The sequence below is a fragment of the Algoriphagus ratkowskyi genome, assembly GCF_002150505.1.
GTDB lineage: Bacteria > Bacteroidota > Bacteroidia > Cytophagales > Cyclobacteriaceae > Algoriphagus > Algoriphagus ratkowskyi.
Genome location: NZ_MSSV01000023.1, coordinates 17,742 through 31,017 on the forward strand (window position 1 = coordinate 17,742; position 13,276 = coordinate 31,017).

6 protein-coding genes and 1 tRNA gene are annotated in these 13,276 nt (G+C 39.5%); 3 read left to right on the plus strand and 4 right to left on the minus strand.

Annotated elements, in window-relative coordinates; translation table 11 throughout:
* Positions 1-226: 226 nt before the first annotated feature.
* The 3 genes from BVH02_RS18475 (at position 227) to BVH02_RS18485 (ending at position 3,895) form a co-directional block, all read left to right on the plus strand.
* Positions 227-1,033: an AraC family transcriptional regulator gene (locus BVH02_RS18475; protein ID WP_086502951.1), complete on the plus strand. Its 807-nt coding sequence runs from the start codon at positions 227-229 to the stop codon at positions 1,031-1,033.
* Positions 1,034-1,111: 78 nt separating this feature from the next.
* On the plus strand, positions 1,112-3,574 hold the full coding sequence (locus tag BVH02_RS18480) for a TonB-dependent receptor domain-containing protein (protein ID WP_086502952.1): 2,463 nt from the start codon (positions 1,112-1,114) through the stop codon (positions 3,572-3,574).
* A gap of 247 nt (positions 3,575-3,821) precedes the next feature.
* Positions 3,822-3,895: transfer RNA gene (locus BVH02_RS18485), tRNA-Pro, on the plus strand.
* Positions 3,896-4,069: 174 nt separating this feature from the next.
* Here BVH02_RS18485 and BVH02_RS18490 read toward each other — a convergent pair.
* The 4 genes from BVH02_RS18490 to BVH02_RS18505 form a co-directional block, all read right to left on the minus strand.
* Positions 4,070-5,617 (minus strand): sulfatase family protein, encoded by a 1,548-nt coding sequence (locus BVH02_RS18490; RefSeq protein WP_086502953.1) that lies wholly within the window; start codon positions 5,615-5,617, stop codon positions 4,070-4,072.
* Between the two features lie 59 nt (positions 5,618-5,676).
* Positions 5,677-7,281, minus strand: a complete 1,605-nt coding sequence (locus tag BVH02_RS18495) for an alpha-L-fucosidase (RefSeq protein WP_205635756.1) — start codon at positions 7,279-7,281, stop codon at positions 5,677-5,679.
* A 332-nt stretch (positions 7,282-7,613) separates the two neighbouring features.
* Complete coding sequence (locus BVH02_RS18500) at positions 7,614-9,395, minus strand: RagB/SusD family nutrient uptake outer membrane protein (protein ID WP_158093914.1); 1,782 nt, start codon at positions 9,393-9,395, stop codon at positions 7,614-7,616.
* A gap of 17 nt (positions 9,396-9,412) precedes the next feature.
* The gene (locus tag BVH02_RS18505) at positions 9,413-12,523 is read right to left on the minus strand and encodes a SusC/RagA family TonB-linked outer membrane protein (protein ID WP_086502955.1); all 3,111 of its coding nucleotides are present in this window, start codon (positions 12,521-12,523) and stop codon (positions 9,413-9,415) included.
* Between the last annotated feature and the right edge of the window lie 753 nt (positions 12,524-13,276).

The following is a 13,276-nucleotide window of genomic DNA, read 5'->3' on the forward strand; positions in this document are numbered from 1 at the left end:
TATCCGCATAAAATGAGGCATATAAGCCCGTACAACTATCGAATAAGCTCCTTTACTTTAATGAAGACACTTCCTTTATTTTTTTATAGATGGACTTTAAACCTTTTAAAAAATATTTTTTTTATTATATCCGGGTATTTCTATTGCTTTTTATTTAAAAGGCAACCCATATCTATTGCTTTTTTACAATTTTTGCACACAAAAACCCCCAGTTTACCAAATCGACATGTCAATTGGAGTAAAGTCTAAGCTTGAAAGTGAGGCACTTCTAAAAGTCTCGCGGATGAAACCTGTCATCAAACCGACTATTCCACATAGACATGCTGGCTACCATGAGTTAATTTTTCTTTCGAAAGGCGCTGGATCACATACAATAGGTGATGAAAAATTTGACGTGACTCCTAATACAGGTTATTACCTCGGTCTTAGCGAGGTTCATTGCTGGGATTTCAGTAAAATCCCAGATGGCTATGTAATTCTATTCAAAGAAGAAGTCCTGTCCCAATACCCCAATGCCGTCAACAGCCTTTTTCAATTGACTAAAACTTTTGAAATAGCAGACACGGAACAGCAGATATTTGCACAATTGGAAACGTTTCAAAAAGAATATAAAAAAGGAAGTTCTCTACATGTCCTAGCAGCTCATCTCAATCTTCTAATTCTAACTACGCTAAACCTGCCTTCTTCCTCACCGAAATTAGATTCTACAGTCATTGACCAACTGGCACTTTTCAAACGATTGATCAACGAGCATTTTGCGCAGCTAAAAAATGTGCAAGAATATGCCGATCTCATGAAAATTTCTGTGAGAAAGCTAAATACAATTTGCAAAACTACCCTACATACTAATGCACGGGAAGTAATCAAAGAACGCATTTTGATAGAAGCTAAGAACTTGCTTACTCATACCAATAATCAAGTAACAGAAATAGCTTATTCACTGAATTTCACTGATTCATCAAATTTCGTGAAGTTCTTCAAGCAACAGACTAACCTGACTCCGCTAGAGTATAGATCCAAAATAAAAGTCTGATTATACCATTATCGGTATTTTCCTACCGTAAAATAGTACAAAAGCACTAGTTCTTTGTGACAAATTAACAAACCTCAAATGAATCGATTACTATCTCTGATTTTCCTTACTTTTTTCACCGGAACAGCTTTTTCTCAAACTGGCGTAAAGGGGAAACTAATTGACCAGTCCGAAAACAACCCGTTGGAATATGCCAGTGTGGCTATTTATCAAGTTAAAGACAGTTCATTAGTAGCTGGCGTAGTGACCGATCAAGATGGCGCATTTACTTTAGACAACTTAAAATCAGGAGATTACTATCTACTAGCGCAGTTTTTAGGATATGACACCAAGATCATTTCAGACATTGTAATATCAAAGAATCAAATACATGATCTCGGCACTATTTTTCTAAGTCCAGATCAAAAATTACTAGCTGAGGTAGAAGTCTCCGGCAGGAAATTCACTACCATGAATCAAGTAGATCGACAGGTTTACAATTCTGAGAATTTCCTGACAAGTCAAGGAGGTACAGCCACCGATGTGTTGAGAAACCTACCTTCAGTCAGTATCAATGCCCAAGGTGAAATATCGGTAAGGGGAACTACAGGTTTTGTGGTGATGGTAAATGGCAAACCAACCCAATCCAGTCCAGAGGCTTTGCTTTCACAACTTCCAGCAAATGCAGTAGAAAAAATAGAGTTGGTCACATCTCCATCTGCTAAGTATGACCCAGAAGGAAAGGCTGGAATCATCAATATAATCATGAAGAAAGGGGTGACTGATGGCACATTTGTGCAAGTGAATACTAAGATCGGTATGCCGAGTATAGAACCTTATGACAATAAGGACAACCCTCAGCGCTATGGAGCTGACTTCACTATCAATCACAAAAAGGGCAAATGGGATCTTTCCCTCGGTGGAAGCTTCCAAAGAAGTGACATCAACGGTAGAAGAGAAGGAAATGTCTATACCATAAGTGGAGATACCACCACCTATTTTCCTTCAGACGGAGAAAGAAGTACAGATGCTAAAACCTACTCTGGTAGATTTACGCTTGGCTATGCTCCGAATGAATCCAATGACTTCAGTTTGGGTTTCTATGCCGGCAAAAAGACCGCTGACAGAACTGCTGACATCCTTTATAATGACAACCGTGCTGAGGTAAATGGAGAGCGTCTTTATACCATGCAGTATTACAACGAGAACCTTAGAATTCGACGTGGTGACTTCGTATTGGGAAGCTTGGATTACAAGCATACTTTCCAAAACAAGTCCCAGCTCTCAGGCTCGTTTCTATATGAATACACTATGCTGGGTGGGCCTACAACCAACAGGAATTTGGGCTATCCAAACACTAGCTTCATCTATCAGGACGAGTACAATACCAACGACAATCCGCTTCATGGCACTAGAGTACAAGTGGACTACAAGGCTACTCCAAAACCATTTGGCATCTTGGAATTTGGCTATCAGTACAGGTATCTCAACCATACTGGAGATTTTGTCTATGAGCGAAAAAACAACGAGACAGGCGTATTTGAGCTGATCCCAGAGTTTTCAAGCGCCGTGGATTTAAGTAGATCTCTGCATTCAGGATATGGGCAATTAAGCGGTAAAAAGGGGCAATGGAGCTATTCAGCTGGCGCAAGGATAGAGATCATGGATAGAACGCTCGATCTGACTGACAAAGCCGGAACAGTTGATACTACTTACCTATATGATTTTGTGAAATTGTACCCTTCGGCAAGTTTACAATATTCTGTAAACGATGACCTTCAAATCAAAACATCTTACTCCAAAAGAGTAGAAAGAACAACTACTTTTAAGATGAATCCCTTCCCAGAAAGAGAGCACTCCGAAACACTGGAACAAGGTGATCCTACCCTGCTACCAGAATTTGTAGACCTGGTGGAAGTAGGCTTGGTGAAAAATTTCAACAACAATTCTTTTACTGCCACTACCTACTTTAGAAATGTACAGAACCTAGTCAATCGTGTAAACACGGTCTTTAACGACACCATTTTAAATCGAATTTATTCCAATGTCGGCACAGGAAAGTCTATAGGTTTGGAAGCAGGATTGGAGTTAAATCCAACCGATTGGTGGCAAGTTTTTGCTGGCGCAAATGTGTATAATTATGCAATTTCCGGTGAGTTTGATGACAAACCTATCAATACCCAAAGCTGGATATACTCCATCAATGCAAACACCAGCTTTAGCTTTGGCAAAAACTGGGAAGCTCAGTTGGCAGTGAACTATATTTCTCCTACCAACACCGCACAGGGCGAAGATTCAAGCTTTCTTTCTCCTAATCTGAATATCAAAAAGAGCTTCCTTGACGGAAGGTTGAGCACTACACTTCAGTGGCTAAACATCGATATGGGACTACTTCCTACGAATGAGCAACGAATCACCACCTGGAGAGACGGAGAGTTCTACACTACCACAAATTATGTATATGAGGTAGATATAATCCAGTTCAATATCAGCTATACGTTCAATAAATTGAAAAACAACTCCAAGTTTATCAAGAGTGAGTTTGGTGAGAATGAGTTTTAAGAAAATTTATTGACACAACTAAAAACGCATAACCTGAAATTCCTGAATGAATTTATTTATTTCAAAAAAAATATATCCCTTTCATAATCAATACACTTTCACTTACACTTCAAATACCATCAATTTAATCCAGTATTTTTTTTATAATCATTTCAAAAAAAGTGTTTGTCGGAAATAAATTTTGCTACATTTGCAACCGATTCATGAGCAAGTCAGGGGTCAAAAATTGAAAAAACTAATTACACCTCGGGGTGTAGCGTAGCCCGGTATCGCGCCTCGTTTGGGACGAGGAGGTCGTAGGTTCGAATCCTGCCACCCCGACAGAACCCTTTCCAAGGGAAACCAAAAGCCTGTAAATCTACTGATTTACAGGCTTTTCTGTTTTTTAGCCTTTAGTTCATATCAACAAATATCAAAAAAAATGTGTCTTATTCGGTGACCTAATTTGAAATACTGACCTCTAATATTCCTTAGACACCATATTTTAGATAGTGATCATCTATTTATCCAATTTAACTGAGGCCAAGTCGCCGGCCCGTCATTTTTCTGCGAAGCACCTGCAGTACTTCTTCCATCTAAAACAATCTTGGCAAGTTCCAATCTATATTGCTCAAGCAACGCCGCCTGCTCGGCTTGAAGGTTATTCTCTTCTCCGATATCGGAGGCTAGATTATACAACTGAAATGGTGGTAGGCTTTTAATTTCTTCGTCATTTGGTCGGGGAAAACTCCACCCACCAGAACCCGCTGTAAAGATGGCTTTGTAATCTCCTTTGCGGTAAGCGAATGAACCATCGATGGAATGGTGCACAATACTTTCTCGCTGAGCTTGTGTTGTAGCCAAACCAAGTGCAGTTGTGAAACTGTAACTATCTTCTGCATAGTGATCTTCTACTTTTGTCTTTAAGATGTCAGCAACTGTAGCAAAAAAATCTGTGGTGCATACTAATTGGCTTGAAGTTTCAGGCTTAACTTTTTCTGGCCACCGAACAATGAACGGAACCCGATGTCCCCCTTCAAAAATATCTGCCTTATGCCCCCTGAAAACATAGCTGGGATCATGTCCTTTGGTTGCTAACTGTTCAAAATCTGCTTGGTTCGAACAGCCATTATCACTCGTGAAAATGAGTATTGTATTATCTGCAATCCCTTGTTCTTCCAAGGCATTCATCACTTCCCCCACTACCCAATCTACCATAAGCACAAAGTCTCCATAGGGATTCTCCAATCCACTTTTCCCTTGAAATTCAGGAGTAGGTAAAATGGGTGTATGTGGCGCTGGTAAAGGCAAATAAACAAAAAATGGTTGATCTCCTTTGGCATTTTCGTTAATGAATTGAACAGTTTTCTGTGTTATTTCAGGCAGTGCTTGTTCATGTACAAAATCATCAGATGTAAGTCCCTTCCGCCATACTTGTTGACCTGTATTTTGAGTATACTTAGTAGGCACCATGGTAGGCTGATCATTTTCTACCCAGACATAGGGAGCCATATCCAAAGATCCACTGAATCCATACCAATAATCAAAACCTCTAGTTGTTGGCCCGTTTTTTATTTTATTGGAAAAATTCACAAGTGTGTCCCCTGCTTCTATATTATCCCAATCCCAGCCAAGGTGCCACTTCCCTATGCCGGCTGTTTTATAACCTTGATCTTGCAAAAAAGATCCAATGGTAATTCGATCATCAGAAATCAAGGGTTTACTATAGCCATAGAGAACATGTTGCTTCAGAGTGGATCTCCAATTATATCTTCCGGTAAGAATGCCATAACGAGTTGGCGTACAAACCGCACTGCTAGTATGAGCATCGGTAAATTTCACTCCAGAATTGGCAAGGCGATCTATGTTTTTGGTTTGAATCTTCGAATGCTCGTTATATGCAGACACATCTCCATAACCCAAGTCATCAGCAAGAATGAAAATAATATTTGGCTTCATTTGTTCCACTGCGCTCTTGGAACTAGTTTGGCCAACACTGGCTGAAGCAAAACTGACTGCGCAGATTAGCACGGATAGAATTCTATTCACTTTCAAAGATTTCATATGTATTTATGGGATATTGTTAAAGTTGGAAATGCTTCATTTTCTTTACTATAAACTCACTAATTTCCATCCAAATCTACTTTTTGAGTGCCTTTCAATGCCTTGTCAGCATCAGTCTCAATCGCATTGGGAACATGCTGATTTTCCGTAGTGCTTATTTTAAAAGCCCAAGCGTAAGTACTTTTTCCTAAGTTCTTCGGAGTGGTGATTTCCAGTCCATTAGCTGTCATTTTCCACTGAACCTCATCCTCAGAACCCAGTAGCGAAACCTCCAAAACATCGGCATTTCCCCAACCTTTAGTCCCATCAATTAGCAAGATTCCTTCAGGTTTATTCATTGCGATTGCATACAAATCATTGCCTTTGGTAGTAAAGGAAATATTGCCCTGCAACTGATGATCCTCCTTCCAATACCTAGTGCCGTAGATCGCTTCCCCATTAATTTTCAACCAGTTGCCCATCTCACGTAATCGCTCTACTTGTTCTTCCGGAATCGTTCCGTCCGCCCGAGGACCAATATTGATTAAGAAATTTCCATTACGAGAAACTACCTCTATCATCTCATGGATTACATCACTCGTGGGTTTGTAGGTATCATTTTCCAGGTAACCAAACGAAGTCCCAAACGTGGTACAGCTCTGCCATTTAAGACCTATCACACTTAGCTTAAGATTATCTTTTTCCAAGCTTCCTACTCCTGCTGGCCAGTTTCTATTTCCACCTTTGTTATTTAAATAAACTTCCTGGCCTGTTTGCAAGCCATTATTCATAAAATCAGTAATCATTAGCCTATACTGATCGTAGAAATATTGTATCTCAGGTCGAAAGCCCGTGTCAGGATTATTTCCGTCTCTAGTGAAAATAGGCACATCATCTATCCAAAGAAAATCAGGTTTATACTTCGTCTGAATCTCCTTCCATCTCGCCACGTAGTCATCGACGAATTCCTTACTGTATTCAAAAGGACCATAAAGAGAAGCCGCTTCTGGAACCCTACGAATCTCTTCAGCAATGGCAGTCTGAGGTTCGCCATACACAGTAAATTGTTCCTTGGTGAAAAAACCTGTGTGTCGCTCCCGGTGATAAGAAGGCGCATACTTCAATCCTTGCTTCCTCACAGCAACTCCTAGCTCACCTACCAAATCCCGCTTGGGCCCCATATCCATGGAATTCCACGGATTTATATCAGAATCCCAGTTGGAAAATCCGTCATGATGCTCAGCTGTAAGCACAACGTATTTGACCCCTACCTCGGCAAAAAGCGTTGCCCACTCATCTGGATTCCATTTCTCAGCTTTGAATTCTGGAATGATGTCTTTATAGCCAAATTCCGGAGGTTTAGCTCCCCAGCGCTCTTCCATGTACGGAAAGTAATGAAGGGAATCACTGTATAATAATTTAGGCACGTGCTCGGCATAGCCACGTCCCTCTTTTCTATAACCAATCGCACTGTATGGTCCCCAGTGAATGAAAAGTCCTATTTTGCCATCATCAAACCAAGCGGGAATTGGCATTTGCTGTAAGGCTTCCCAGCTGCCATCATATAGAACCACCTCTGCATTTCCTTCAATAGATGTTTGGTCCTCGGTTGTTGATTTCTCACTGCATGAAAAAGCTAGACATGAGATGAAAAGCAAAGGGGCTGTAATTCTAAAGTTTTTCAATTTTACAAAGCTTAGGTAAGATGATTTGTGTCTAACCAAATGAAACCAAGTTTACACTCCAAATTGTCCTGCTCTGTACTGATAAAATAAATGTCAGAAAATAAAAAAATCAGCACTAGAACCATCCTCCTCAATGTATAAAGGAATCTGTCCGGAATGGGTAGGCAGGCATTAAAGCTAATATCTTTTTCCTTTAGAGAAAGCTTATAGTTTTGAGAATTTCTATACTTTAAAACCTCTGCCCCTCTTTATGTTCAAGATTAGTAAGGCCCCAATTAGCAAAGATTGGGGCCTAGACAAAAGTTTCTTATAGTTTCCTAATTGGCTTAAAACTATAATTCAAATCCTGGGTTTTGAATTAATGCATCGTTATTTTCAATATCATCAATTGGAATTGGTAAGTAATAATCCGCTGGCTTAAATAACCTTACTACTGTTTCCGTGTTGTTAGTTCTTCTTATCGCATAAGTATTATCGGCTACATTCCAAGTAAACTGAACGCCGGTATACTGAGTATTCAGTGGCTCTTCAGCAAGTCTCCACCGTTTCAAATCCCAATAACGGTGTCTTTCAAAGACTAGCTCTAGCTTGCGTTCATTGACAATATCATCAAAAGTAATTGTGTTTAAAATCGGCATTCCCGCTCTTTCACGAATTGCATTTAAAGCATCTAATGCTGTACCAGCTTGACCCAAACCAAAGGCAGCTTCAGCATAATTCATGTAAATTTCTCCCAATCTTATCTCCATCAATTCATTATCGCCCATTTGTTGAGGTACTACAGGACTTGCAATATTTGCAAGCTTATAAGCGGCCAAAGCCGAACGAATACGATTCTGACGAGGAGAAGAAGTAGGCACACCAGCAGAAGATGCAGCTGAAGGATCCGTAACGCCATCGTGGAAATAAGCTGGATTTCCTGCGTAAATCATTCCTGGATATCCTACAGATGCACCAAAACGTGGGTCTCTAGCATCAAACAAATCTTCCAAATCATAAAATTTATTTGCACCAATATTATTCTCCAATTTTGCTGAGCCATCTGGAAGCAATTCTCCAGATGTACCATCTTTATAATCGAACCAGGTTATCGTTTCAAAATAGACATTTTCTGCAGCTCCCCAATTGGCATGCTCGGTTAGTGCTCTTGGCAGAATGAATGTATCATAATTGTTAGTCAGACCACCAGCTCCACTGAATTGCTGATAGAGAATACTCTCTGTATCATTCCCACTTCCAATGTCATCAAATATTTGTCTATACTGCTCAACATTAGCACCTGGACGCAATTTGTATGAGCCGGTGCCAAATGGAGCAGGCATTAAATGCTTTGATGCTTCCAAAGAGATTGCATAATAGCTTGCTGCCTCTGAAGAATTAATTCCTACCAACCCATCCTTTTTCAAAGGAAGTCTGTCGTTAAATTGAGCAATACTTCCTGCATAAAGAGCTGCACGACCCTTAAGTGCGTATGCCGCATCAAGGTTAGGTTCCCATCTTCCCACAGATTTATCTTTAAGTAACTCTATAGCCATATCGAAATCACTCAACACTTGATCGTAGCTTTCTTTCTCTGTACTTCGAGGAACTTTAAGTTGGTCTGGATCTAAACTCACATCCTGAACCTCCAAAATAAGAGGCACACCTCCATAACGCTTTACCATTTGAAAATACATCACAGCCCTCGAAAAATAGGCTTGCCCTAAGCGTTGTTCACGGTAATCAATTGGTAATGAACTCTCTTCATCAGATAATTGCGCAATAGCAGTATTCACAACACGCATCAAGCTCCATCTCCAGTAAGAAAGCACATGACCTGTTGAGTTTCCATTTACTCGACCACTTACGTCTGAGTAACCATTTGCATCTCCTCTGAATCTGCCTTCTGCTCCAAATGAGGTTTCAGCGATTATTTCATTGTTGATACTACCGTAATCTGGCCGATAAACTAGTTCAATTCTATTAAAGACATCAGCCATGTAAGCATTTATTAAGTTTGTATCATCCCAGACTACTTCTTCGGATATCACATCCAATCTTGTCGCATCTAGTGGGTCTACACAGGATGTAGCTACAAGGAAAATGCTCAATATTATATATTTTATATTCTTCATAACGATCATTTTTTGAGTTAGAAACTTACGTTTAACCCGAGTGTATAAACTCGCTGTGCAGGATAATTATTAACTCCTCCTGTTTCAGCATCCCATGGATACAAGCCCAGTTTATCGAAAGTGAGCAGGTTCGTACCACTTAGAGACAATCTTACATTTTGAACTCCTATTCTAGAGATCACATCTCTAGGAATAGAATATCCGATCACTAGATTTTTCAAACGCAGGTAACTGGAATTTTTATAATACTTATCCAACAATAAATCATTTGTTGGTCCAGTAATATCTCTTGGGAATTCTACGCCAGTGTTTGGCCCCTCTGGTGTCCAAAGGTTATCTACTATATACTGATAAGGTGTAGCAGTTCCTGAGTTAACAACAGAAATACCCCGCTGTTGACCGTTGAAATTCTGATTAAAATTAGACGCACCTTGTAGAAACAGCGTGAAATCCCAGTTTTTATATTTCAAATCAGTATTGAAACCATAGATGATTTCAGGAACATTATTTCGACCTATCAGTATCCTATCATCCTGATCAATAACTCCGTCACCGTTGGTATCTTTGATTTTAATATCTCCTGAACGCAAATTTTTCTCCTGTCCGTTAAAATAATCCATTGTCAGACCTTCAATTTCCTGCTCAGTAAAAAAGCCGTCAAAAACATACCCAAATGTCCGATTAACCCAATTACCAGATTGCTTATTAATTCGCTCTCTATCATCGGTGACGAAGGAAGTTGGATCACCCACATACTTAACCCACTTTTCGCGGGCCCAAGATCCATTGGCAGAGAAATTATACTTCAAGTCTCTTTCGCCTCCTCGGAAATTTAAAGCAAGCTCAACGCCTCTGTTATCACGTGATTCCACATTCTCTAAAGGCAATTCTGCACCTGTAGTACCAACGATTACCACTCCAGGATCAACTGCTAGCAATTGAGATCTTTTTCTATAAAAAGCATCGAATTCCAATCCCAGTCTATTATTAAGGAAGTTTACGTCAATACCAGCGTTATATAAATCACTTAACTGCCAAGTAATTCTTGGATTAGGAATACCTAATGTCCTTATGGCAGACTGATATTTTCCATTAAAAACATATCCTGCCTCTCCTCTGATCTGCTCAAAACCATCAATGTAATCGTATGAATTGGCTCCGTCATTACCCAGACGAGAGTATGAGCCTCTCAATTTTAAGAATGTGATTACCTTGGACTCTTGTAGGAACTTCTCATTAGACAAAACCCATCCGGCAGATATTCCTGGGAAAAAGCCAGTTCTGGAATCTACTGGGAAAAAAGCTGATTTATCTTGTCTAAAGGAAAGTGAAACAATGTAAGTACCTTCAAAATCATAATTCAATCTACCTACCAGACCTGTTCTACCTAGCTCAGACCCACCACCAGAAATTGTTGCAAAGTCCGGGTTATTTGCGAAAAGAAATGGTGTTGCTGGAGATAATAGATCATTTCCATTTGCACTAAAATCCCTAGCTTCTTCTGAAATCTGCTCATAAAGTACTAAGGCGCTGAAATTATGACTTCCAAAACTCTTAGCATAATTCGCCCTAATATTGGAAGTTACCCTCTCAAATCTATATGCCTGTTCAGACAAAGTAGTTTGCTCTCTCCCTGTTTGGCTTTTGTAGCCGTCATCGTTTAAATACCAAAGCGTATAAGGCTTGGATAAAACAGTACGGAACTGATAGGTCTGTAGGTATCCAACTGTCCCTGTAACACTCAATCCTTCAACTCCAGGGATTTTATAGGTCAAATCAACAGAGGTGTTAATATTGTCAGTTCTGGTGTCATTATACCCCGCAACATCCCGATAAGTAGCTGATATTGGACTACGAGGGTTGTCTATATTTGCACCTGGTACTCTATCTGGATCCGGTAAAGAACTAGGAAAAGCTGGGTTAGAATAGGCGATTGAGTACAAATCACTTGATTCAAAAGTCCTGTCTTCACTTCTCATTTCTCTACGCCATCCTAATTGCACTCCGGCAGTTAAATTATCTGTGACGTCAAAGTCCAAATTAACAGATCCATTATACCGCTTGTAGCCGAAATCTCCTGATTCCCAAACTGTTCCCTGATCCAAGTAACCCAGAGATGTGAAGTATCTAACCCTGTCACTTCCACCTCTAATGTTAAAATTATATTGTTGTTGGGGAGCAAATCGCTTAGTGATCACATCAAACCAATCTGTACCAGGATCGCCTGCTTCTAAAAGTGCAAGTCGCTCACTGGTGATGTTATTTACAACCCCGTCATTACTGCCATCTCTATGCTGTAATACAGCTTTTAAATATCCTTGGTAATTAGCCACTTCAGGAAAACTTGTAAAATCGGTCAATGAAGTGGAGGAATTGAAAGAGATAGTAGGTTTACCACTCTTGCCTTTTTTGGTAGTTACTAGTATCACTCCAGCACCAGCTCTCACTCCATACACTGCAGCTGAAGCATCTTTCAAAATTGTAATAGATTCTACTTCATTTGGGTCTAGTTGAGAAAAATCCCGCTGAAACCCATCAACAATTACAAGTGGGCTTTCATTCTGATTTCCTCTACCTGCACCTCCATTTGAACCAAATCCTCGGATGCTAATATTAGCTCCGTCTGCTCCTGGACGCCCCTGCCCCATATTAACAATCAATCCAGGCATTCGCCCTTGAAGATTCTGCTGTAGATTTGGCGAAGGAACTACTGTGAGGTCTTTGGATTCTACTGTTGCTACAGAGCCAGTTAACGTTTCACGTCTTTGATTACCGTATCCTACAACTACTACCTCACTTAACACATCAATATCTTCCTCCAAAACCACGGTAATAATTGACCTGCCATTAATAGGAACTTCTTTAGTGGTATAACCGATGAAACTCATAATGAGCGTTCCCTCAGAAGCTATATCGATTGAAAATTTACCTTCAATATCCGTAACAGTACCAGCTGTGCTACCTTTCACCAATACAGTTGCGCCGGGTAAACCTTCACCAGTTGCAGAGTCGGTTACAGTTCCGATCACAGTATTTTGAGCGTAAGAACTCACCCCTATCAGGATGAATAAAATAAGTAATCCAAATTTCGGAATACCTCTTAATCTATTGGTAATAAATTTTCGCATATTCTTGGGTTTAAAATTTAACAAACTTCTACTTAAAGGGTTTTATGATTAATCAAATAGTAATATAGTCGACATTTTGGAAATTGAAAAATCAGATGTGATTCAAATCCAATGACTTAAGCTCCATAAGTGCATTAGAATTTCATTTGATCAGCAATTGTTCCATGACTTAACTGCGAATCAAGAAAAATTAAGTAACTCTTTTGCAAAGATATATTCTTAGCACTTTGCTTTAATTTTAACTCGCGACAGCTTTAGTTAATGTGTTCCTCAGTTTAAACACTTAGATAATTCAATACGTATTGCAAATCTACGCCTTTACAAAAAACCTCCGGTAACTCTTTAAATAATCACTTAGTTTATTTGCTTATTGATTTTTAAAATATTCCCCTGAAATTCTTAAATTCCAACTGAGAACGTAACATCGGATACATTACCTTGTTTGGAAACTTACCCGCTAAATCTTAATTTTCAGATTTGTATGTTTCGATATCCTACAGCTCACAATTATATTCATTGTTTAACCAACTTAAATTTCCCAAGTTGTACTACATTATTCCCTCATGATAAAAAATAATTAGTTCTTCATATACAGACTCATTTACATCTCACAACTTATTAAACGTACTTTAGCCCTGAAAAGGAATAATCGAATTTCACCTAATACTCTTGGGAACGTTGCTCCAGAAGAGTCCCCAAATGCATGTAGAAATTCTATTTTAGGCAGCTTCTGCAATATAGAACTGCTTTAGG

What these genes read in the sequence shown, in the direction of transcription:
- BVH02_RS18475 (WP_086502951.1), top strand. Translation starts at nt 227, where the DNA reads ATGTCAATTGGAGTAAAGTCTAAGCTTGAAAGTGAGGCACTTCTAAAA.
- BVH02_RS18480 (WP_086502952.1), top strand. Translation starts at nt 1,112, where the DNA reads ATGAATCGATTACTATCTCTGATTTTCCTTACTTTTTTCACCGGAACA.
- BVH02_RS18490 (WP_086502953.1), bottom strand. Translation starts at nt 5,617, where the DNA reads ATGAAATCTTTGAAAGTGAATAGAATTCTATCCGTGCTAATCTGCGCA.
- BVH02_RS18500 (WP_158093914.1), bottom strand. Translation starts at nt 9,395, where the DNA reads ATGAAGAATATAAAATATATAATATTGAGCATTTTCCTTGTAGCTACA.
- BVH02_RS18505 (WP_086502955.1), bottom strand. Translation starts at nt 12,523, where the DNA reads ATGCGAAAATTTATTACCAATAGATTAAGAGGTATTCCGAAATTTGGA.